This is a genomic window from Pseudomonas sp. CAN1, from assembly GCF_030462585.1.
Classification (GTDB): domain Bacteria; phylum Pseudomonadota; class Gammaproteobacteria; order Pseudomonadales; family Pseudomonadaceae; genus Pseudomonas.
Window position 1 is genome coordinate 1 of record NZ_JASMRU010000005.1, and the last position, 21,567, is coordinate 21,567.

Below are 21,567 nucleotides of genomic sequence, written 5' to 3' on the forward strand. Positions count from 1 at the left end.
GGCCTGCCGCCAGCGTTCAATCTGAGCCATGATCAAACTCTTCAGGGCCTGCCGCCAGCGTTCAATCTGAGCCATGATCAAACTCTTCAGTTCAATACTGCTTGGGTTTTGAGAAAACCCTAAACTTGGCTCAGCAATCGCATGCTCTATTTAAAGAGCTAAAACTCTCGAATTCACGAGTGTTACTTGCGTTGCTGATAATCAGTCGATCATCAGTCTTACATCACAAGCACCCACACGAATTGCTTGATTCAACTTGTTAAAGAGCAGTTGGTTAAGGCTTTCGTCTCAACCGAGGCGCGCATTCTACGCTAACCTCTCTTTCCGTCAAGCTTTATTTTTCGAAAATTTCTTTTCTACTCAATCGCTTGTGCTTCAGCGAAGGAAACCTTCTCATCAGCGGGAGGCGCATTCTACAGCGATCAAACTCACTGTCAAGCACCTCGGCGACCTTCCTTTCAGCTCGCTGCCGGAGCAGCTGCAGAAGGCGGCAAGTGAATCACCCGCCTGACCACCACTCCCATCTTCGAATCTCTGTAAGTACTTGATTTTCAAGTTCTTTCAGCGCTTCGTCGCTGGGAGTGGTGCGCATTATAGGGAGTTTAAATTGGCCGTCAACGACTAATTTAAACTTTCTTCATTCAGCGACCAGGGAGACGCGCGCGAAGGCCTTCTTGCCAGCCTGCAGCACGTGGCTTGCACCCACCTTGAAGACGAAGCTGCGATCCACGACCTCGCCATCCACCCGCACGCCACCAGAGGACAGTAGATCGCGAGCAACGGCGGAGTTCTTCACCAGGCCTGCCTTATTAAGGACGGCGCCGATGGGCAGGTCTTCCGCTGCGGCAACTTCCACTTCCGGCAGGTCTTCCGGCAGCTCGCCTTCCTTAAGGCGGTTGCCAGCGGACTTGTGCGCGGAAGCGGCAGCTTCTTCGCCATGGAAGCGAGCAACGATCTCTTCCGCCAGCTTGATCTTGATGTCGCGCGGATTGGCGCCAGCCTCGACATCCTTCCTGAAGCCCTCGATCTCTTCCATCGAACGGAAGCTGAGCAGCTCGAAGTAACGCCACATCAGGGTGTCGGGGATGGAGACCAGCTTGCTGTACATGACACCCGGCGCTTCCTGGATGCCGATATAGTTGCCCAGGGACTTGGACATCTTCTTCACACCGTCCAGGCCTTCCAGCAGCGGCATGGTCAGGATGCACTGCGGCTCCTGATCATAGGCACGCTGGAGTTCACGCCCCATCAGCAGGTTGAATTTCTGGTCGGTGCCGCCGAGCTCGACGTCCGCGCGCAGCGCTACCGAGTCGTAGCCCTGAACCAGCGGATAGAGGAACTCGTGGATGGCGATGGACTGATTGCTGGCATAGCGTTTGCTGAAGTCATCGCGTTCCAGCATTCGGGCAACGGTGTACTGGGAAGCCAGACGAATGAAATCAGCGGGGGAAAGCTGGTCCATCCAGGTGGAATTGAAGGCTACTTCAGTCTTCGCGGGGTCGAGGATCTTGAAGACCTGCGCCTTGTACGTCTCGGCGTTGTCGAGAACCTGCTCGCGAGTGAGGGGTGGACGGGTAACACTCTTCCCGCTGGGGTCACCGATCATCCCAGTGAAGTCGCCGATCAGGAAGATGACCTGATGGCCCAGCTCCTGGAACTGGCGCAGCTTATTAATAAGAACAGTGTGCCCGAGGTGCAGGTCCGGGGCGGTCGGGTCGAAGCCGGCCTTGATACGCAGGGGCTGGCCGCGCTTGAGCTTTTCGATCAGCTCGGCCTCCACGAGAATTTCGTCTGCTCCGCGCTTGATCAGCGCCAGCTGCTCTTCGACCGACTTCATTGCAGGTTCCTGTACGTTGCGAATTGCGAAAGGGAACCAACGATACAAGAACAGACACTAAAAACAAGTTTTGCCCAGCGCCAGAGGACAGGACGTCAGAACCCCGACATCAGGGTTGCTTCAGAGGGAATTTGGTTATATTTTAGGCAGTTATTTCACATTCCAAAAACACCACTCACGCCATGACGCAATCCGATCAGAAAGCGCCGTACTACCCGAAGAGCCATCTGCTGGCCGCAAGCGGTGTAGCAGCGCTCCTCAGCCTGGCTCTGCTGGTGTTCCCTTCGGCCGAGGTCGAAGCGAAGAAGACCACGCTCAACCTCGAGCTGGAGAGCGGCACCGAGCAGATCCTTCAGGAAAAAGACGACCTCCGACCCAATCCGGTCACGGAAGACAGCGGCTCTTCGCCTTTTGCACAGATAGAAGGCCAGCCGGACAACCAGAACAGCGCCGAAAAAGACGCGCAGAAGAACAAAGCTCTCGCCGATTCGAACCAGCAACCCTCCCCCTCCGCTCCGGCTGAACCTGCCTGGAAGAGCGTGACCGTGGGCAAGGGCGACACTCTTTCCAACGTGTTCGCGAAGGCCGGCCTGCCGGCGAACGCCGTGCACGACATGCTTGCCGCCAACAAGGACGCCAAGCAGTTCACCCGTCTGGATGTCGGCCAGGACGTGGACTTCCTTATCGATGCCAAGGGCGAGTTGCAGGGCCTGAAGGTCAAGCGCAGCGACCTGGAGACCATCAGCCTGAACAAGTCCGCCAAGGGCTATGACTTCAAGCGCGACCTGGTCAAGCCTTCGGTACACGCCAACTATGCCCACGGCCGCATCGACAGTTCGCTGTTCGTTGCCGGCAAGAATGCTGGCCTGTCCCATGACCTGATCATGTCGATGGCCAACATCCTGGGTTACGACATCGACTTCGCCCAGGATATTCGCGAAGGTGATTCGTTCGACGTGATCTACGAATCCCAGCAGGTGCAGGGCAAGCAGGTCGGCACCGGCAGCATCCTCGCGGTGCGCTTCGTCAACCGCGGCAAGGAATACACCGCGGTGCGCTACACCAGCAAACAGGGCAGCACCAGCTACCTGCGCGCCGATGGCAGCAGCATGCGCAAGGCGTTCATCCGCACCCCGGTGGACTTCGCCCGCATCAGCTCGCGCTTCTCGATGGGGCGCTTCCATCCCATCCTGAACAAGATTCGTGCACACAAGGGTGTGGACTACGCAGCGCCGATCGGCACCCCGATCAAGGCGACCGGCGATGGCAAGATTCTCGAAGCCGGCCGCAAGGGTGGTTATGGCAACGCGGTGGTGATCCAGCACGGCCAGCGTTATCGCACCGTGTACGGCCACATGAGCCGCTTCGCCAAGGGCATCCGCTCCGGCGTGGCAGTGAAGCAGGGCCAGATCATCGGCTACGTCGGCATGACCGGCCTGGCGACCGGCCCGCACCTGCACTACGAGTTCCAGGTCAACGGCCAGCACGTCGACCCGCTGAGTGCCAAGCTGCCCACCGCCGACCCGCTGAGCGGCCCGGAGCGCAAGCGTTTCATGGCGCAGGCGCAACCGCTGATCGCACGGATGGACCAGGAGAAGGCAACCTTCCTGGCCCTGAACAAGCGCTGAGCCATGCCGCGCTACCTGGGGGTGATGTCCGGCACCAGTCTCGACGGGCTGGACATCGCCCTGATCGACCAAGGCGAGCGGACCACTCTGCTCGCCTCGCACTACCTTCCCATGCCTGCGGCACTGCGTGCCGATCTCCTGGCCCTCTGCTCCTCCGGCCCTGACGAAATCGCCCGTTCCGCCCTCGCGGAGAACAGCTGGGTGCGCGTGGCGGCCCAGGGCATCAATGAACTTCTCGCCCGCGAGAACCTGCCAGCCGGCGCCATACGCGCCATCGGCAGCCACGGCCAGACCATCCGTCACGAGCCGCACCTGGGCTTCACCGTGCAGATCGGCAACCCCGCCCTGCTCGCCGAACTCACCGGAATCGACGTGGTGGCCGACTTCCGCCGCCGCGATGTTGCCGCCGGCGGCCAGGGCGCGCCGCTGGTGCCGGCATTCCACCAGGCGCTGTTCGGCAGCGATGAGCGCGAATGCGCAATCCTCAACGTCGGCGGATTCAGCAATGTCTCGCTACTGAGCCCAGGCAAACCAGTACGCGGATTCGACTGCGGCCCGGGCAACGTCCTGCTGGATGCCTGGATTCACCAGCAGCGCGGCGAAGCCTACGACCGCGACGGCGCCTGGGCAGCCAGCGGCAACATCGACCAACCGCTGCTGCAGAAGATGCTGGCTGACGACTTCTTCGCCGCCAAGGGTCCGAAGAGCACCGGTCGCGAGCGATTCAACCTGAACTGGCTGAACGCGATCCTCGCCACTCACACCTCGGTAAAGGCCGAAGACGTACAGGCGACCCTGCTGGAGCTGACCGCCCAGAGCATCGCCGCGGCATTGTTGGATGCGCAGCCCGGCTGCGAGGAAGTGGTGGTTTGCGGTGGCGGCGCCTTCAACGCGACGCTGATGCGCCGTCTGGCCGCACACATGCCGGGCGCCAGCGTGATCAGCAGCCTAGACCGTGGCGTACCGCCGGAATGGATGGAGGCCATGGCCTTCGCCTGGCTGGCCCATCGATTCCTTGAGCGCGAGCCGGGCAACTGCCCGGAAGTCACCGCCGCGCAGGGGCCGCGCATTCTAGGCGCGCTCTACCCGGCCTGAGTTCGGCGCACAAACAAAAACGCCGCGCAGATGCGCGGCGTTTTTGCTTCTGTGCAATCAGATCGAGAAGGACTGACCGCAGCCGCAGGTGGTCGCTGCGTTCGGGTTCTTGATGACGAACCGCGAACCTTCGAGGCCTTCCTGGTAGTCCACTTCCGCACCGGCAAGGTACTGGAAGCTCATCGGATCGACCACGAGGTTGACACCGTCGCGCTCGACGATGGTGTCGTCGTCCGCGGTGTCCTCATCGAAGGTGAAGCCGTACTGGAAGCCCGAACAGCCACCGCCCGTGACGAACACCCGCAGCTTGAGGCGCGGGTTGCCTTCTTCGTCGATCAGGTTCTTCACCTTGTTCGCAGCGCCTTGCGAGAACATCAGCGGAGTGGGGGTGAAGGTTTCGATGGTCATGGTGAAAACTCTCCCGGCCGAAGCCGTACGTTACAACATTGCGGACCATTATCCGCTTACCCCAGAAAAACGGTCAACTAATCCGACTCATCCATTGGTCCAGATCAATCGACCGCCTTCCGCGGCAGTCTTTCCTTACGGCAGCAGCGCGACGTTGGACAGGCCGAGGTGCTCGTCCAGGCCGAAGAGGATGTTCATGTTCTGGATCGCCTGGCCGGACGCGCCCTTCACCAGGTTGTCGATCACCGAAAGGATCACCACCAGGTCGCCGCCCTGCGGACGGTGTACCGCAATGCGGCAGACGTTGGCGCCACGCACGCTGCGGGTCTCCGGGTGGCTGCCAGCCGGCATCACGTCGACGAACGGCTCGTTGGCGTAGCGCTCTTCATAGAGCTTCTGCAGGTCGACGCTACGGTCGGCAACGCGAGCGTAAAGGGTCGAGTGGATGCCACGGATCATCGGGGTCAGGTGCGGCACGAAGGTCAGGCCGACATCGCCCTTGGCCGCGCGACGCAGGCCCTGGCTGATTTCCGGCAGGTGACGGTGGCCCTTCACCGAGTAGGCCATCATGCTTTCACCAGCCTCGCAGAACAGCGAACCGACCTTGGCGCCACGGCCGGCGCCACTGACGCCGGACTTGCAGTCGGCGATCAGTTGGCTGGTATCGGCCAGACCGTTCTCCAGCAGCGGGATGAAGCCGAGCTGGGTCGCAGTCGGGTAGCAGCCGGGAACGGCGATCAGTCGCGCGCCCTTGATGGCCTCGCGGTTCACTTCCGGCAGGCCGTAGACGGCCTCGGGCAGCAGCTCCGGCGCGCCGTGAGGTTGGCCATACCACTTGGCCCACTCCTCGGCGTCCTGCAGGCGGAAGTCCGCGGACAGGTCGATCACCCGGGTACCGGTGGCCAGCAGCTCGCCGGCCAGGGCATGGGCTACGCCGTGCGGGGTGGCGAAGAACACCACATCGCACTCGCCCAGACGCTTCACGTCCGGCACGCTGAAGGCCAGGCCGTCGTAGTGGCCTCGCAGGTTCGGGTACATGTCGGCGACTTTCACGCCCTCCTCGGAACGCGAGGTAATCACTTCGACGCGCGCCTGGGGATGCTGTGCCAGCAGGCGCAGCAGTTCCACGCCCGTATAACCCGTACCGCCTACGATACCGACCTTGATCATCTGCCTGTCACTCCACCTATGGGGCCAAATTCAGGGGCAACCATGATATGAGTCGCTGCCCCTGCTGAACAGAGCGAATCCGCGCAGGTTTACGACCCTTTGCCCGCAGCCAGGGTTTCCTGCATCTGACGGGCGAGTGCGTGGTAGATGGGTAAAGGGTTCAGTCGCGCGGAGACGCCACTGGCCAGAAGCGTTGCAGCGAGGATCGGGATCAGCATATCCGGGCTGTGGGACATCTCGACGGTAATCACCGTCGCAGTCAGCGGCGTACGCGTCACCCCGGCGAGGTAGGCGGACATCCCCAGCAGCGCCACCGCCGGCAGGCTGGCCCCGGGGATCAGCGGCGTCAGCCAGGGCGCCAGGCTGGCGCCGACGGTGAGCGAGGGCGAGAACAGGCCGCCAGGGATGCCGGCGATGAAGGAGATCACGTTGGCGATGAACTTCCAGAGCAGGAATTCGTGCCCTACCACCGGCTGTCCTTCGAGGATGGAACGGGTCTCGGCATAGCCGGTGCCGAATACATGCTGCCCGGACAGCAGCCCAAGCAGCGCCAGCACCAGCCCACAGGCTGCGGCGAAGCGGATCGGCCAGCGCCCGCGCCAGCGGCTGATGAAGGCCAGCGGCCCGCGCTGGGTCGGCAGCACCAGCCGGCAATACAGACCACCCAGCAAGCCTCCCAGCACTCCGCAGGCCACCACGGCAATCCACGCCGGCCCCAACGGCATGCTTTCCGAGAGCCGGCCGAAGTAGCTGTAGCTGCCCATCAGCCCGAGCGTGACCATGCCGCCCAGCAGTACGGCGGTCAGCACCAGCCCGCTGAAGCGCTGCTCGAAGGTGCGGCTCAGTTCCTCGATGGCGAAGACCACCCCGCCCAGAGGTGTATTGAAGGCCGCAGCGATGCCCGCCGCGCCGCCGGCGATGATCAGGCCGGAGACGGTGCGCTTGTCGTAGAGCCCCAGGCGCCGGCCGAAGGAATACATCAGCGCGGCACCGATATGCACGGTCGGCCCCTCGCGCCCGGCCGAAGCCCCGACCAGCAGCGCCAGCAGGGTCATCAGCAACTTGCCCACGGCGATCCGCACCGATAGCAAGGCGTTGCGCGTGCGGCTGCTGCGCTGTTCCAGCGCCACGATCACCTGGGGAATGCCACTGCCACGGGTATTCCTCAGCGCGCCCTGGGTCAGCCATACGAGGCCCGCGAAGCCCGCCGGGCAAAGCAGCCACGGCCACCAGTGGCTGTGCGCGACCACAGCACGGAAGGTCGCGCTGGCCAGGTCCGCCAGATGGGCGAAGGCCAGCGCCACCAGGCCAACCAGCAGCGCCCCCAGCCAGAACGCCAGGTTGCGCCGCCATTGGCGCAGCAGGGGATGTCGCGCCAGCGGACGTTTGGGAGTCAAGCGCTCAGCAACTTCGCCAGGCGGTGGAGTCGGCGTCTCGGGAGTATCGGCTTCGGACATAAGCGGGGGAGCCTGGCATCTTCCGGATGCCATGCGGCGTGCGCGGCAATGCGCCACGGACGGTTCGGGCGATAACCACCCCAGTGTAATAGACGCAGGGATGACGCCATTGCACGGCGCCACTACTATCGGCTCACCGTGATCCGAGGAAGTCCCGATGCTCTACCTGTGGCTCAAAGCCTTTCACATCGTTGCCGTGGTCTGCTGGTTCGCCGGCCTGTTCTACCTGCCGCGCCTGTTCGTCTACCACGCCATGAGCGAGGACGCCGCCAGCCGCGAGCGCTTCTGCGTCATGGAACGCAAGCTGTACCGCGGCATCATGGGCCCGTCGATGATCCTCACCATCGTCCTCGGCGCCTGGATGCTCTACCTCAATCCGGCCTGGCTGACCCAGGGCTGGATGCACGCCAAGCTCACCCTGGTGGTGCTGCTGATCGGTTACCACCACGCCTGCGGCGCCATGCTCAAGCGCTTCGCCCGTGGCGAGAATGGCCGCAGCCATGTGTTCTACCGCTGGCTCAACGAAGTGCCGGTGCTGTTCCTGATCGCCATCGTGATCCTGGTGGTCGTCAAACCCTTCTGACCCCGACAAGGAGACGTTCATGTCCCTGCCCGCCCTGCTCGACCGCCGCCTGCGCATTCCCCTGGTGGCGGCGCCGATGTTCCTGGTGTCCAACCCGCAACTGGTGCTGGCCTGCTGCAAGAGCGGCATAGTCGGCAGCTTCCCGGCGCTGAACCAGCGCGAGAGCAGCGGCTTCAAGGCCTGGCTGGAAGAGATCGAGGCCGGCTTGGCTGCCGACCCGCAGGCCGCGCCCTACGCGGTCAACCTGATCGTCCACAACACCAACCCGCGCCTGCAGGAAGACCTCAAGCTGTGCGTCGAGCACAAGGTGCCCATCGTCATCACCAGCCTGGGCGCCGTGCGCGAGGTGGTGGACGCCGTACACAGCTACGGTGGCCTGGTGTTCCACGACGTGACCACCCGCCGCCACGCCGAGAAGGCGGCCGAGGCCGGAGTCGACGGGCTGATCGCCGTGGCCGCTGGCGCCGGTGGTCACGCTGGCACCTGGAGCCCCTTCGCGCTGGTCGCGGAAATCCGCCAGTTCTTCGACAAGACCCTGCTGCTCGCCGGCTGCATCAACCATGGCCACGAGATCCTTGCTGCCCAGGTGCTGGGCGCCGACCTCGCCTACCTCGGCACGCGCTTCATCGCCACCCGCGAGAGCGCAGCTTCCGAGGACTACAAACACATGCTGCTCGACGCCCGCGCGGCCGATATCATCCACACCCCGGCGGTATCCGGCGTGCCGGCCAGCTTCATGCGGCAGAGCCTGGAAGCCGCCGGCTTCGACATGCAACGGCTGAACGACAAGGGCTCGCTCAACTACGGCGAGAAGCTCAAGCCGGTGAGCGACGAGGCCAAGGCCTGGAAGACCGTGTGGTCGGCTGGCCAGGGCGTCGGTGACATCCGCGACCTGCCGTCCATAGGCGAACTGATTGCCCGTCTCGACCATGAATACCGCCAGGCCCTGACCCGCAGCGCCGGCCTCTCCAACCAACTGCTGGTCTGAGCTGCGACACGGCTCACCGTTGTACCCGCCGGGGCGCTTGTTGCCCCCCGGCGGCTTGTTTACGCTGTATCGACTCCACCATAGCCCGCCGACAAGGATGCCCCGATGGACCAAACCCGCTTCAAGATCGTCTTCGACGGCGCACTGATGCCGCAGACGCCACTGGAAACCGCCAAGGAAAACCTCGCCCGTCTGTTCAAGAGCGACACGTCGAAGATCGACGCGCTGTTCAGCGGCCAGCCAGTGGTGCTCAAGCGCGATCTGTCCGATGACGAAGCCGAAAAGTACCTGCGCGCGCTGCAAGGCGCCGGAGCCAACGCCCGCAAGGAAGCCGACGGTGCCGCCGGCCTGAGCCTGGTGGAAACCGAGGATCACCCCAGCGAAGCGACCCTCGCCGCCCGTGCGGCAGGCGAGGCCACCAGCAACGAGCGCATGACCTGCCCCAAGTGCGGCCACGAGCAGGCCAGCGCCATCGAATGCAGCGCTTGCGGCATCGTCATCGAGAAGTACCTGGCGCGCCAGGCTGAGCTGGCGGCCAATCCGCAGCCGGCAGCCCCTGCTGCTCCGGCCGCAACGCCGTCCAGCGCCGCCTCGCCCTACGCCCCGCCGCAGGCACAGGTCGGTGAAGAGCTGCCCGAGTTCGGCGAACTCAAGGTCGCTACCACCAATGGCCGGATCGGTCGTGTGCGCTACCTGGGCTGGAGCATGGCGATGTTCCTGGTGTTCTTCGCCATCCTCGCCCTGACCGGCGCAGCCTTTGCCCTGAGCAACACCCTGGGTTACCTGGTCGGCGCTGTCGCGGTGGTCGCCTTCATCGCCTACGTGGTGGTCTGCATCATGATCGGCGTGCAGCGTCTGCATGACATCGGCTGGTCCGGCTGGCTGATGCTGCTCAACCTGGTTCCCGTCGTCGGCAGCGTGTTCCCGCTGCTGATGCTGCTGATCCCCGGTACCAGCGGCCCGAACCGCTTCGGCCCGCCGCCGCCGCCGAACAGCCGTGGCGTCGTGGTGCTGGCCTGGACCATGCTCATCGTCCCGGTCCTGGGTATCCTCGCGGCCATCGCCATCCCGGCCTACCAGAGCTATCTGGACAAGGCCGAGAGCGCCCAGTACGAGCAGTACCAGCAGGACGAAGCGCCAGCCGACCCCGCCGCGGTCCCCGAATCCTCGGATGACCAGTTCAACAGCGGCGACACCGAAGGCGGCGATTCGGACAGCGGCGACAGCTCCGAACAGTAATGCAACAACCCGTGGCGGGCGTGGTCGAACGCCACCCCGCCACAGAGACTCCTGAATGCCTCGTTTTGCCCTCATCACCGGCGCCTCCAGCGGCATCGGCCTGGCCCTGGCCGAAGCCCTCGCCCGCCGCGGCCAGGCGCTGATCCTGGTGGCGCGCCAGCGCGACACGCTGGAGACTGCCGCCTGCGAGCTGTCCCAGCGCTTCGGGGTCGAGGTGCTGTTCCGCGTCTGCGACCTCTCCGAGCCGCTGCAGATATCCGGGCTGCTGCATGAACTGGAGCAGAGCGGAAGGCAGATCGAGCTGCTGGTGAACAATGCCGGCGTCGGCACTTCAGGCGCCTTCCTCGATCATGACTGGTCCCGCGAGCAGGAGCTGCTGGAGCTCAACGTCCTCGCCCTGGCGCGCCTGTGCCACGGCATCGGCGCGATGATGGAGCGCGGTGGCGGCGGGCGTATCCTCAACGTCGCCTCCATGGCCAGCCTGCTGCCCGGCCCATGGATGAGCAGCTACTTCGCCAGCAAGGCCTTCGTGCTGCACTTCTCCGAGGGCCTACGCGAAGAACTGAAAGGACGCGGCATCAAGGTCTCGGTGCTCTGCCCTGGCCCGACCCGCACCGCTTTCTACCGCAACGCCGACATGCGCCTGGGCAAGCTGGACAACGGCAAGCGTGTCATGTCCCCCGAGGAAGTCGCCTTCCTCGCGGTGAAGGCCCTGCGCCGCGCGCCCGCGCTGATCATCCCCGGCTGGCGCAACCGCCTGTTCGCCTGCGGCGTGCGCCTGCTGCCGCGCTGGGCCATGCGCAAGCTGGCCGGGCGCATCAACCGCCTGGCACTGGCCGGCTGAGCCCTCAGCCAGCCCTCGACCAGCTCTCAGCCAGCCATCACCGTGCGCCCGTCGGCCCAGTTGCACAGGGCCGCCAGCTCTTCCGCCATCACCACCGACAAGGGCGCGGTGCGGCGAATTTCCTCCAGCAGCAGCGACTGGTCCACAGCCTTCTGACGCGCCTGGGCGGCATAGAAGGCGCCGACCACCGCCTGCTCGATCTCCGCACCGGAGAAGCCGTCTGCCGCGTCGGCCAGTTGCCCAAGGTCGAACTGACCTGCGTCCAGCTCCCGGCGCGCCAGGTGGATACGGAAGATATCCTTGCGCACTTCGGGGTCCGGCAGGTCGACGAAGAACAGCTCGTCGAAGCGCCCCTTGCGCACCAGCTCCGGCGGCAGCCGATCGATCGCGTTGGCGGTGGCGACCATGAACACTGGCGCCTTGCGCTCGGCCATCCAGGTCAGCAGGGTGCCGAGCACGCGCTGGCTGACGCCGTTGTCCTGGTCGCCGGTGGCCACGCCCTTCTCGATCTCGTCAGCCCAGAGCACGCAGGGCGCCATGCTGTCGGCCAGACGCAAAGCCTCGCGCAGGTTGCGCTCGGTCTCGCCAAAGAACTTGTTGTAGAGGCTGCCGAAGTCCAGGCGCAGCAACGGCAGCCCCCAGAGGCCCGCCACCGCTTTGGCCGCCAGACTCTTGCCACCGCCCTGCACGCCAACCAGCAGCACGCCCTTGGGCAGGTCCTTGTCCTTGCCCTCGGTGAAGGCGCTCTGCCGCTCGCCGAGCCAGCGTTTGAGGTTGGCCAGCCCGCCGACCTCGGCGAAACGCGCGGTGTCGTGTTCGAAGCTGAGCACGCCGTCGAGGTTGAGCAGCTCGAACTTGGTGCGGTTGAGTTCCGGCAGGTCTTCCTGGGTGATCGCCCCGTCATTGCAGATCACGCTGCGCGCCAGCAGGCGGGCCTCGCCGTGGGTCAGGCCACGCAGGTTCTTCACCACCTGGCGGAGCGTGCGATTGTCCGTGCGCACTCGCGCACCACGGTTGCGCTCGCTCCAGCGCGTCGCTTCCTCGCGCACCAGTCCTACCAGCTCATCTTCCGAGGGCAGGGATAACGCAAAGTGCGCGGCGAAGCGCTGGACCTCGGCCGGCAACTTGAGCGCGTGGGAGACCAGCACCACCGTAGGACGGAAATTGCCCTCGGCCATGGCGATTTCCTTGAGCAGGCGCACCGCGCGAGGGTTGTCCACGAGGTAAGGATGCAGGTCGCAGAGCACATAGAGGTTGGGCTGCGGATCGGCCTTGATCAGCCGCAGGGCATTTTCCGCCTCGCGGCTATCGGTCTCGCCCTGGGGCTCGCCGCCGAAACCCAGGCGCTGCAGGCCTTCGGTCGCCGRCCACAGCTGCAGATTGAGCCCTCGACGCACCGCCAGGCCGGTCAAGGTCTCCAGCACGCGGGGCTCATCCCAGGACTCGATGACGATCAGCTTGACCCTGGAATCCAGCACCAGGCCCAGGTCATGGATGTCGTTCTGCACGCTCGCTCCTTGCGTTGGCCGGCCCGGAACTGGGCGCAGCGGTCGACGGCCGCTAAACTCGTGCTCCTACCCTTATGGCTGGAGGAGCATTTCGTGGACTGTCTGTTCTGCAAGATCGTCGCCGGGGAGATTCCCGCGCGCAAGCTCTATGAAGATGACCAGGTGATCGCCTTCCATGACATCGGCCCGCAAGCGCCGGTGCATTTCCTGGTGATCCCGAAGAAGCACGTTTCCACCCTCAACGACCTGACCGAGGCGGACAAGCCGCTGGCCGGGCACATCCTCTTCACCGCCCAGCGCCTGGCCAAGGAGCAGGGCTGCGACGAAGGCTTCCGCGTGGTGATGAACTGCAACGACCTCGGCGGCCAGACCGTGCACCACATCCATATGCACGTGCTGGGTCAGCGCCAGATGAACTGGCCGCCGGGCTGAGTATCGGAAAGAAGCTGCGCGCACCTCGGCAAGACCTGTCATCCGCCATCCGGTAAACTGCCGGGCGAATGTTCCTTATCGGAGGTGCGCCATGTCCGCCGACCGTCACTACTCCCCCGCTGATCGTTTCCTCCTGCAGGCCGATGCCGCGCTGCGCACCCTGCTGCCGTTCAGCGGCCATCCGGGGCGCCCGTCGCCCGCCATCGTCCAGCCCGACAGCGACCTCAGCGACACCGATGCCCGCCACGTCGCCGGCCTGATGCGCATCAACCATACCGGCGAGGTCTGCGCCCAGGCGCTGTACCAGGGCCAGGCGCTGACCGCCAAGCTGCCGAAGGTGCGCAAGGCCATGGAAGAAGCCGCCGACGAGGAAGTCGACCACCTTGCCTGGTGCGAGCAGCGCATCCGCGAGCTGGGCAGCCGCCCGAGCGTGCTCAACCCGATCTTCTACGGCCTGTCGTTCGGCGTCGGCGCCGCCGCCGGGCTGATCAGCGACCGCGTCAGCCTCGGCTTCGTCGCCGCCACCGAAGACCAGGTGTGCAAACATCTGGACGAGCACCTGGCGGAAATCCCCGCCGAGGACCAGAAGTCCCGCGCCATCCTCGAACAGATGCGCCAGGACGAGGAACACCACGCTACCAGCGCCATCGAGGCCGGCGGCCTGCGCTTCCCGGCGCCGGTAAAGTTCGGCATGACGCTGCTGTCCAAGGTGATGACCAAGTCCACCTACCGGATCTGATCGGTACCGAAACGAAAAAGGGCGCCCAATGGGCGCCCTTTTTTCATCGGCGGGAGAATCAGCGCGGCATGTTGCGCGCGTAGAAGATCTCCAGCATTTCGTGGCGAACACGCTCTTCCACCTGCTTGCGCTGCTCGGGCGACAGGTTGCGCGTCGCGTCCCCGAACAGGTAATTGTCCAGGTCGAACTCCTTGAGCAGCATCTTGGTGTGGAACAGGTTCTCCTGGTACACGTTCACGTCGGTCATCTGGTAGGCCTCGTACGTGTCGTCGGAGAGATAGTTCTGAATCGAGTTGATCTCGTGGTCGATGAAGTGCTTCTTCCCTTCCACGTCGCGGGTGAAACCGCGTACGCGGTAATCCACGGTGACGATGTCCGAGTCGAACTGGTGGATAAGGTAGTTGAGCGCCTTGAGCGGCGAGATGACGCCGCAGGTCGACACATCGATGTCCACCCGGAAGGTCGCGATGCCTTCCACCGGATGGATCTCCGGATAGGTGTGTACGGTGATATGGCTCTTGTCGAGGTGCGCCAGGATGGTTTCCGGTAGCGGCCCCGGGGATTCCTCGATCTGGCTGTCGGTCGGGGTGACCGGCTGCTCGGAGATCAGGATGGTTACGCTGGCGCCTTGCGGATCGTAATCCTGACGGGCGATGTTCAGGATGTTTGCGCCAATGATGTCGACAACATCGGTGAGGATCTGCGTGAGACGTTCGGCATCGTACTCTTCGTCGATGTACTGCACGTAGGCCTGCTGGTCTTCAGGCGTCTCGGCATAGCAGATGTCATAGATGTTGAAGCTCAAGGTCTTCGTCAGGTTGTTGAACCCGTGGAGCTTGAGTTTGCTTTTCACCGTGGGATAACTCTCATCAAATGCGGCTCTGCCGCGTGGTTGAGCATGCCCGTCAGATGCGTACGGCGGCACCTGCGTAGGACGGTTTACACCTCTTCGCGATGGCGATTGTGGTTGCTTGGTTTCGGGCCGGATGGCCCTGAAAAAAGGTGGCGCATTATGCAGAGGTCAGGCGACCTCTGCCAGAGTTTGCGCACCCTTGATGATGAAAGGATGAAGGGGGCTGTCAGCCCAGTTCCACGATTTCGTAGTCGTGGGTGATCTCGACGCCGGCGCGGCCGAGCATGATCGAGGCGGAGCAGTATTTCTCGGCGGAGAGTTCCACCGCGCGCTTCACCTGGGCTTCCTTCAGGCCACGGCCCTTGACCACGAAATGCACGTGGATCTTGGTGAACACCTTGGGATCTTCATCGGCGCGCTCGGCTTCGAGGAAGGCCTCGCAGCTCTCCACCGGCTGGCGACCTTTCTTCAGGATGCTGACCACATCGAAGTTGGTGCAGCCGCCCAGGCCCAGCAGCAGCATTTCCATCGGGCGCACGCCCAGGTTGCGGCCACCGGCATCCGGCGGGCCATCCATTACCACGACGTGGCCACTGCCGGATTCGCCGAGGAACATGGCCTCGCCCGCCCACTGGATTCGCGCTTTCATTGCAAAGGACTCCGCCGGAAAAAAGGGGCGACAGCTTAACACAGCCCTCTAGCACGCCCAGCGGGGCCTGTGGCTGTTACGCAGGTCTCATTTCCACACGACGAGTATGCATTTGCGGCTTAAGCTGACGTCAGTTTACTGGCACACTCTCGGAAATTGCCGTGACGATTGTTCCAGGTTTCCGATTGTTGGTAACACCTCGTCTGTTAAGCTCTTGCCCGTTTACGTACAAGCAAGTTGCAAAAAAGGCAATGCAGCCGCCCTGGCGATCGAGGGGGATCTCTTCAGGGAAGCACGGCTTCACAGCTGTACATAAAAATCATTAGACGCCTGTTGTGCAAAGGCCACTCTTATAATTTCCGGGACTCGGGCATGGTAGCTATTACCCTTACACCCAAAATCAAGAACCTCGACAAGTTGCTCGCGCACTGTCATCGCCGCCGCTTCACCGCCAAGAGCACCATCATCTACGCCGGTGACCGCTGCGAGAGCCTGTTCTTCATCATCAAGGGGTCGGTCACCGTCCTGATCGAGGATGACGACGGTCGGGAAATGATCATCGGCTACCTCAACACCGGCGACTTCTTCGGTGAGATGGGGCTTTTCGACAAGGAAGGCAGCACCGCCCAGGAGCGCAGCGCCTGGATCCGCGCCAAGACCGAATGCGAAGTCGCCGAGATCAGCTACGCGAAGTTCCGTGAACTGAGCCAGCAGGACCCGGAGATTCTCTTCACCCTCGGCAGCCAGATGGCCGATCGCCTGCGCAAGACCACGCGCAAGGTCGGCGACCTGGCCTTCCTCGACGTGACCGGCCGTGTCGCCCGTACCCTGCTGGACCTGTGCCAGCAGCCGGACGCCATGACCCACCCGGACGGCATGCAGATCAAGATCACCCGCCAGGAAATCGGCCGCATCGTGGGCTGCTCCCGCGAGATGGTCGGACGTGTGCTCAAGAGCCTGGAAGAACAGGGCCTGGTGCACGTGAAGGGCAAGACCATGGTGGTCTTCGGCACCCGCTGAAGAAACGCCAGAATGCAAAAAAGCCGGCAATCGCCGGCTTTTTTGTGTCCACGCCAGGGCTCAGTCCGGGTCGGCGCCCAGCTTGACCTTGCTGCGCTCGGGGAAGAACAGGCGCTTGAGTTCGGTACCCGGCTCGTCGGCACGCATGAAGGCTTCGCCAACCAGGAAGCCGTAGACCTCACTGACTTCCATCAGCTCGACATCGGCGCGATTGAGGATGCCGCTCTCGGTGATCACCATGCGCTCGCGCGGGATCTCCGGCAGCAGGTCCAGGGTGGTCTCCAGGCTTACCTCGAAGGTGTGCAGGTTGCGGTTGTTGATGCCGACCAGCGGGGTGTCCAGGGTCTTCAGCGCGCGCTCGAGTTCCGGGGCGTCGTGCACTTCCACCAGCACGTCGAGGCCGACGTCCTTGGCCACCGAGGCCAGCTCGGCCATGCGCACGTCATCCAGCGCCGAGACGATCAGCAGGATGCAGTCGGCGCCGATGGCACGGGCTTCCACTACCTGGTAGGGGTCGATCATGAAATCCTTGCGGATCACCGGCAGCGAGCAGGCCGCGCGGGCTTCTTTCAGGTAGGCATCGCTGCCGAGGAAGAAGTCGATGTCGGTCAGCACCGAGAGGCAGGCAGCGCCGCCCTCTTCGTAGCTGCGGGCGATATCGGCCGGGTCGAAGTTCTCGCGCAGGATGCCCTTGCTCGGCGAAGCCTTCTTCACCTCGGCAATGACTGCCGCCTCACGGCGCTTGGCGCGTTCCAGCAGGGCATTGGCGAAGCCACGCGGGGCATCGGCTGCGCGTGCCAGTTGCTCGACCTCGGCAAAGCTGACGCGGGCGCGGCGTTCGGCGACTTCTTCGGCCTTGCGGGCCAGGATCTTCTGCAGAACCGTCGGCACACTCACTGTGCGTTCTCCTCTCGGTAAACGGCGGTGAAGGCCGCCAGCTCTTCCATTTTCTCCCGCGCCAGCCCGGTGTGCAGGGCGTCGTGGGCCAGTTGCATGCCTTCGTGCAGGCTGGTCGCCAGGTCCGCGGCGTAGAGCGCGGCGCCGGCGTTGAGCACGATCAGCTCGGCGGCCTTCTGCCCGGCCTCGGTCTTGCGTCGGCCGAGGGCATCGCGGATCAGCTCCAGCGACTGCTGCGGGCTGTCCACGGTCAGGCCGATCAGGCTCTGGCTCTTGATGCCGAAGTCCTCGGGCTGCACTTCGTATTCGGTGACCACGCCGTCCTTCAGTTCGGCGACGTGGGTCGCTGCAGCGAGGCTGAACTCATCCAGGCCATCGCGCGAATGCACCACCAGGATGTGCTCGCTGCCCAGGCGCTTGAGCACCTCGGCCAGCGGGCGGCACAGCGCCTGGCTGAACACGCCGACCACCTGGTGCTTCACACCCGCCGGGTTGGTCAGCGGGCCAAGCATGTTGAACAGGGTACGCAGGCCCAGCTCGCGACGCGGGCCGGCAGCGTGCTTCATGGCCTTGTGGTGGACCTGGGCGAACATGAAGCCGACGCCCACGGTCTCGATGCAACGCTTCACCTGGACCGGTTTCAGGTCCAGGTAGATGCCGGCAGCCTCCAGCAGGTCGGCGCTGCCGCTCTTGCCGGAGACCGCACGGTTACCGTGTTTGGCGACCTTGCCGCCAGCAGCGGCGACCACGAAGGCCGCCGCCGAGGACACGTTGAAGATGTTCGCGCCGTCGCCACCGGTGCCGACCACATCGACCACGTGCTTGAGGCTGTCCAGCTCGACCTGGTCGGCCAGCTCGCGCATCACCGCCACGGCGCCGACGATCTCGTCGATGGTCTCGCTCTTCATGCGCATGCCCATGAGGAAGGCGCCGATCTGCGCGTCGGTGCACTGCCCGGTCATGATCTCGCGCATGACGTCCTGCATTTCCTCGGTGGTCAGGTCCAGCTGATTGACCACGCGGCTGAGGGCTTCCTTGATGTTCATGCGCGCACTCCGCCGGTCTGCTTGAGGAAGTTGGCCAGCATCTCGTGGCCCTGTTCGGAAAGGATCGACTCGGGATGGAACTGCACGCCCTCGACGTTCAGCGTCTTGTGGCGCAGGCCCATGATCTCGTCGACCACGCCGTCTTCCAGCGCGGTCCAGGCGGTGATTTCCAGGCAGTCGGGCAGCGTCTCGCGCTTCACCACCAGGGAGTGGTAGCGGGTCTGGGTCAGCGGATTGTTCAGGCCGGCGAATACGCCCTGGTCCTTGTGGAACACCGGGCTGACCTTGCCGTGCATGACCTGGCGGGCACGCACCACGTCGCCACCGAAGGCCTGGCCGATGGACTGGTGGCCCAGGCACACGCCCAGCAGCGGCAGCTTGCCGGCGAAGCGCTCGATGACTGCCAGGGACACGCCCGCCTCGTTCGGCGTGCACGGGCCGGGGGACAGGACGATGCGTTCGGGGTTGAGCGCGGCGATCTCGTCGACGCTCAGTTCGTCATTGCGAATGACGTGGATGTCGGCCTGCAACTCGGCGAAGTACTGCACCAGGTTGTAGGTAAAGGAATCGTAGTTATCGATCATCAGCAGCATGTCTGCTCGAACCTCATGATTGCACTGCTTTCGGATCGCGCCATCGTCGACACCCGTTGCGGCCTCGTAGGCTGCGCGAATCTGGCAATTATGCCAGCGGATGGGAGAAATGGACGCGTAAGAAGAGACCGGCGCTATGCCGGGAAAGAAGGAATCAGGCGCGCCAGCGCCAACGGGCGAATGCCTTGAGGAGGGAGGTGATGATGCGGGTGCTGTGGATCACGGTTGCGGTCTCGCCTAGCGATGGCCGAACAGTAGCCCAAGGCCGGGCGCCAGCGCAATATGCGCGGCGGCCCTGCCGACGAAGGTAGGAAGGTTCAGCGGCACGCGTCGAGCGCGGCGCGCAGGCGGGTTTCGTAGGCCAGGTGTTGCTGCCGCTCGGCCAGCAGCGCCCGTACCTTGGTTTGCAGATCGTCCGCCGGACGCAGGTCGGTGGTGGCGAATCGAGGGGTTTCGAGCGCCGGCGGCTGACACGGCACCGGGACGGGAATGCGCACCTCCAGGGGCTTCGGTGCGGTCGCAACGCAGCCCGCCAGGAGCAGTACGGGAATCGCCAGCAGCCACTTCATGGCAACAGCTCCCGGTCGATCAACTGACGCACCACCGCACACTCCTCACCCTCGCTGCGTTCCAGCAGCAGCCGGCTGGCAGCAGCTTCATGGTTCTGCGCCTGCTCGCGCGCCTGGGCCAGGGCGCGCTCGGCGGAGTCGGCGCGCTGGCGAGCAGCCTGCTCCAGCGCCTCGACCTGAGTGCTCTGCAGCGCCAGCTTCGACTCCAGCGCCTTGCCGGCGTCGCTGCAGCGCACCTGTTCCAGGCGCATGCTCTCCAGCTGCCCGCCATAGAAGCGCGCCGTCAGCCAACCACCGATGAAGCCGCCGAGCAGAAAGCCGGCCATGCCCAGCGCCAGCCAGAAGCGATTCATCCCAGCACCTCCTGGGCGCGACGCCAAAGCTGCAGGCGCGCCTCCAGGCCGTTCAGCCCACCATTGATGCGCCGGGTGATGTCCTCGAAACGCTCGCCATCGGCCAGCTCATTGAGACCGTTGCGCTGCCACCACCAGGCGGCGGAGCGGCACGCCCAGCGCGGCTCCGCCAGCAGCTGCGGGCGGGCGACGAAGGGCTGCTCCAGACCCTCGCCCACCGACCGGTAATTGCTCCGCCCAGTGACCTGCAGCAGCCCGCGCCCACGAAAGCGCCAGCCATCACCGGACGCCTCGTCACCATTGCCGTTGCGCCCCGCGTACACGAGGTTGGCGATGCGCTCAGGCTGGTACGCCACTTCCCGCGCCAGAGCCGTGGGCGAGCCGTCGGCACTGCGAAAGCGTCGCGGCCAGACTGCGGCCAGGCGCTGCGCGCTGTAGGTCAGGCTTTCCACGCAACGGGTCAGCTGCGCACTCTCGTACCCGACCTGGGCGAGGAAGGCGGCAGCACGCGCAGGTGTATCGATGGCGAAATCGCGCAGAGCGGCGTCCAGCGCCGGTAGAAAAACGCCCGCGACGGGGCGGGCGTTGGGCAGTACCAGCAGGAGCTGGCGTTCGTCGATCTGCATGTCAGCTGCCCTCCCCTGCCAGCGCCTTGCCGTCGCTCCCGCCATTGCACAGCACGCTGGTCGTCCAACCGCTCGCCTGGTAGTGCTGAGTCACGGTATCGACCAGGTAAACGCCGTCGACTCCGGTCTTGAATCCGCTCAACTCGACCAGGCACTCCGCGAAGAGATCAGCGCGGCCCGGCAGCTGTAAACGGACGCCGGCGGTCTGCCGGTTGAAGTCCGCCAGCCGCGACTTGGCCAGCTGTCGGGCTGCCGCCTCATTGGCCTGGGCATGGCGCTCGACGTACTCGGCCAGTACATTCTTCGGCGCATTCGGGTTCGCCGCCGTCACCGTGCGCAGAGTGCCGTCAGCCCCCTGATAAGGCACGACCACCTTCGCGACTACCTTGCGATCGTCCAGGGTAAACGTGAAGGAGCTGACATCACCGCGCTTGAGGAGCACGCTGTCCAGTGCCTGCCCCGAGGCACTGCGGCCCGCCTGACGAGGAATGACCAGCAGCTTCAGGTCAGCGATCTTCGCCGTGCAGTCGTACTGACGCGCCAGGCGGGTGATGAAGTGATAGTCGGACTCATTGATCTGGTCCGCGCGCGCAATTCGCGTCTTCACTTCGCACTCGGCCTTCCAGCCGTTACGCTCGGCAATGCGAGCCACCACCTCGGCCAGCGTCACGTTCTCCCAGCTGTCGCTGCGAACAGACTTGCCGGCATTGCGCGAGTCGCCGGACTTGGCCTTGATCACCAGCGTATCTGGCGCGCCACTGAAGGTTACGGTGTCCACCGTGTAGCGCCCCATCGGTGCGACACCCGTTTCTTCATAGCCCAGGTACAGTTCCAGCTCCGCGCCGCGCCGCGGCAGCACCACGGTGCCGGCGCGATCATCGAGAGTGAGCGAAAGGGTGTCCGATTCCAGGCCATGCTTGTCGGTCACTACCAGTTCGAGCACACGGTCGTTGACCTGTGCCGAGATGTCGCGGCCATCGGCAACGATGCGAAAGACAGGTTTCATGGGTCACCAGAATGAAAAAGCCCCGCT

At 64.2% G+C, this 21,567-nt stretch carries 23 protein-coding genes; 9 read left to right on the forward strand and 14 right to left on the reverse strand.

Annotated elements, in window-relative coordinates; genetic code table 11:
- Positions 1 to 637: 637 nt before the first annotated feature.
- Positions 638 to 1,837 (reverse strand): tyrosine--tRNA ligase, encoded by a 1,200-nt coding sequence (gene tyrS, locus QO207_RS08855; RefSeq protein WP_301532088.1) that lies wholly within the window; start codon positions 1,835 to 1,837, stop codon positions 638 to 640.
- A 182-nt stretch (positions 1,838 to 2,019) separates the two neighbouring features.
- Here tyrS and QO207_RS08860 point away from each other — a divergent pair, with 182 nt between their 5' ends.
- Together QO207_RS08860 and QO207_RS08865 are read left to right on the forward strand one after the other, a co-directional pair.
- On the forward strand, positions 2,020 to 3,465 hold the full coding sequence (locus tag QO207_RS08860; protein ID WP_301532089.1) for a peptidoglycan DD-metalloendopeptidase family protein: 1,446 nt from the start codon (positions 2,020 to 2,022) through the stop codon (positions 3,463 to 3,465).
- A gap of 3 nt (positions 3,466 to 3,468) precedes the next feature.
- Positions 3,469 to 4,560 carry an anhydro-N-acetylmuramic acid kinase gene (locus QO207_RS08865; RefSeq protein WP_301532090.1) on the forward strand — a complete coding sequence of 364 codons (1,092 nt, stop codon included), beginning with the start codon at positions 3,469 to 3,471 and terminating at the stop codon, positions 4,558 to 4,560.
- A 57-nt stretch (positions 4,561 to 4,617) separates the two neighbouring features.
- On the opposite strand, the gene erpA is transcribed toward QO207_RS08865, so the two are convergent.
- The 3 genes from erpA to QO207_RS08880 all read right to left on the reverse strand — a co-directional run bounded on the left by erpA (position 4,618) and on the right by QO207_RS08880 (position 7,535).
- Complete coding sequence (gene erpA / locus QO207_RS08870; RefSeq protein ID WP_045212604.1) at positions 4,618 to 4,968, reverse strand: iron-sulfur cluster insertion protein ErpA; 351 nt, start codon at positions 4,966 to 4,968, stop codon at positions 4,618 to 4,620.
- Positions 4,969 to 5,103: 135 nt separating this feature from the next.
- Positions 5,104 to 6,138 carry an N-acetyl-gamma-glutamyl-phosphate reductase gene (argC, locus tag QO207_RS08875; protein WP_301532091.1) on the reverse strand — a complete coding sequence of 345 codons (1,035 nt, stop codon included), beginning with the start codon at positions 6,136 to 6,138 and terminating at the stop codon, positions 5,104 to 5,106.
- An 89-nt stretch (positions 6,139 to 6,227) separates the two neighbouring features.
- On the reverse strand, positions 6,228 to 7,535 hold the full coding sequence (locus tag QO207_RS08880) for a chloride channel protein (protein WP_301532092.1): 1,308 nt from the start codon (positions 7,533 to 7,535) through the stop codon (positions 6,228 to 6,230).
- Positions 7,536 to 7,752: 217 nt separating this feature from the next.
- Between QO207_RS08880 and hemJ the strand changes: the two genes are divergently transcribed.
- The 4 genes from hemJ to QO207_RS08900 all read left to right on the forward strand — a co-directional run bounded on the left by hemJ (position 7,753) and on the right by QO207_RS08900 (position 11,249).
- Positions 7,753 to 8,178, forward strand: a complete 426-nt coding sequence (gene hemJ / locus QO207_RS08885) for a protoporphyrinogen oxidase HemJ (protein ID WP_301532093.1) — start codon at positions 7,753 to 7,755, stop codon at positions 8,176 to 8,178.
- A gap of 19 nt (positions 8,179 to 8,197) precedes the next feature.
- Positions 8,198 to 9,166 (forward strand): nitronate monooxygenase family protein, encoded by a 969-nt coding sequence (locus QO207_RS08890; protein ID WP_301532094.1) that lies wholly within the window; start codon positions 8,198 to 8,200, stop codon positions 9,164 to 9,166.
- Between the two features lie 105 nt (positions 9,167 to 9,271).
- A complete protein-coding gene (locus tag QO207_RS08895) occupies positions 9,272 to 10,405 on the forward strand; it encodes a DUF805 domain-containing protein (protein ID WP_301532095.1) in 1,134 nt (377 codons plus the stop codon).
- 55 nt (positions 10,406 to 10,460) lie between these two features.
- Positions 10,461 to 11,249 carry an SDR family oxidoreductase gene (locus tag QO207_RS08900; protein WP_301532096.1) on the forward strand — a complete coding sequence of 263 codons (789 nt, stop codon included), beginning with the start codon at positions 10,461 to 10,463 and terminating at the stop codon, positions 11,247 to 11,249.
- Between the two features lie 26 nt (positions 11,250 to 11,275).
- Here QO207_RS08900 and QO207_RS08905 read toward each other — a convergent pair whose 3' ends face one another.
- Positions 11,276 to 12,757 carry an AAA family ATPase gene (locus tag QO207_RS08905; RefSeq protein WP_301532097.1) on the reverse strand — a complete coding sequence of 494 codons (1,482 nt, stop codon included), beginning with the start codon at positions 12,755 to 12,757 and terminating at the stop codon, positions 11,276 to 11,278.
- A 93-nt stretch (positions 12,758 to 12,850) separates the two neighbouring features.
- Here QO207_RS08905 and QO207_RS08910 point away from each other — a divergent pair, with 93 nt between their 5' ends.
- Both QO207_RS08910 and coq7 read left to right on the forward strand, forming a co-directional pair.
- Positions 12,851 to 13,189, forward strand: a complete 339-nt coding sequence (locus QO207_RS08910; protein ID WP_301532098.1) for a histidine triad nucleotide-binding protein — start codon at positions 12,851 to 12,853, stop codon at positions 13,187 to 13,189.
- A gap of 91 nt (positions 13,190 to 13,280) precedes the next feature.
- Complete coding sequence (gene coq7, locus QO207_RS08915) at positions 13,281 to 13,928, forward strand: 2-polyprenyl-3-methyl-6-methoxy-1,4-benzoquinone monooxygenase (protein WP_301532099.1); 648 nt, start codon at positions 13,281 to 13,283, stop codon at positions 13,926 to 13,928.
- 58 nt (positions 13,929 to 13,986) lie between these two features.
- Here the strand turns inward: coq7 and speD are convergent, their stop codons facing one another.
- Both speD and QO207_RS08925 read right to left on the reverse strand, forming a co-directional pair.
- Positions 13,987 to 14,781 (reverse strand): adenosylmethionine decarboxylase, encoded by a 795-nt coding sequence (gene speD / locus QO207_RS08920; RefSeq protein ID WP_138525630.1) that lies wholly within the window; start codon positions 14,779 to 14,781, stop codon positions 13,987 to 13,989.
- Positions 14,782 to 15,007: 226 nt separating this feature from the next.
- Positions 15,008 to 15,430 carry an OsmC family protein gene (locus tag QO207_RS08925; RefSeq protein ID WP_015475289.1) on the reverse strand — a complete coding sequence of 141 codons (423 nt, stop codon included), beginning with the start codon at positions 15,428 to 15,430 and terminating at the stop codon, positions 15,008 to 15,010.
- Positions 15,431 to 15,802: 372 nt separating this feature from the next.
- Between QO207_RS08925 and crp the strand changes: the two genes are divergently transcribed.
- The gene (crp, locus tag QO207_RS08930) at positions 15,803 to 16,450 is read left to right on the forward strand and encodes a cAMP-activated global transcriptional regulator CRP (protein ID WP_184598424.1); all 648 of its coding nucleotides are present in this window, start codon (positions 15,803 to 15,805) and stop codon (positions 16,448 to 16,450) included.
- 60 nt (positions 16,451 to 16,510) lie between these two features.
- Here crp and trpC read toward each other — a convergent pair whose 3' ends face one another.
- The 7 genes from trpC to QO207_RS08965 all read right to left on the reverse strand — a co-directional run bounded on the left by trpC (position 16,511) and on the right by QO207_RS08965 (position 21,540).
- Positions 16,511 to 17,347: an indole-3-glycerol phosphate synthase TrpC gene (gene trpC / locus QO207_RS08935; RefSeq protein WP_301532100.1), complete on the reverse strand. Its 837-nt coding sequence runs from the start codon at positions 17,345 to 17,347 to the stop codon at positions 16,511 to 16,513.
- Positions 17,344 to 18,393, reverse strand: a complete 1,050-nt coding sequence (trpD, locus tag QO207_RS08940) for an anthranilate phosphoribosyltransferase (RefSeq protein WP_301532101.1) — start codon at positions 18,391 to 18,393, stop codon at positions 17,344 to 17,346. The genes trpC and trpD overlap by 4 nt, the downstream gene beginning before the upstream one ends.
- A complete protein-coding gene (locus QO207_RS08945) occupies positions 18,390 to 18,986 on the reverse strand; it encodes an aminodeoxychorismate/anthranilate synthase component II (RefSeq protein WP_301532102.1) in 597 nt (198 codons plus the stop codon). Before QO207_RS08945 ends, trpD begins: the two co-directional genes overlap by 4 nt.
- Before the next feature lie 317 nt (positions 18,987 to 19,303).
- A complete protein-coding gene (locus QO207_RS08950) occupies positions 19,304 to 19,555 on the reverse strand; it encodes a hypothetical protein (protein ID WP_301532103.1) in 252 nt (83 codons plus the stop codon).
- Positions 19,552 to 19,908: a hypothetical protein gene (locus tag QO207_RS08955; RefSeq protein WP_301532104.1), complete on the reverse strand. Its 357-nt coding sequence runs from the start codon at positions 19,906 to 19,908 to the stop codon at positions 19,552 to 19,554. Before QO207_RS08955 ends, QO207_RS08950 begins: the two co-directional genes overlap by 4 nt.
- Complete coding sequence (locus QO207_RS08960) at positions 19,905 to 20,534, reverse strand: glycoside hydrolase family 19 protein (protein WP_301532105.1); 630 nt, start codon at positions 20,532 to 20,534, stop codon at positions 19,905 to 19,907. The genes QO207_RS08955 and QO207_RS08960 overlap by 4 nt, the downstream gene beginning before the upstream one ends.
- Position 20,535: 1 nt before the next feature.
- Positions 20,536 to 21,540, reverse strand: a complete 1,005-nt coding sequence (locus QO207_RS08965) for a phage late control D family protein (protein ID WP_301532106.1) — start codon at positions 21,538 to 21,540, stop codon at positions 20,536 to 20,538.
- Between the last annotated feature and the right edge of the window lie 27 nt (positions 21,541 to 21,567).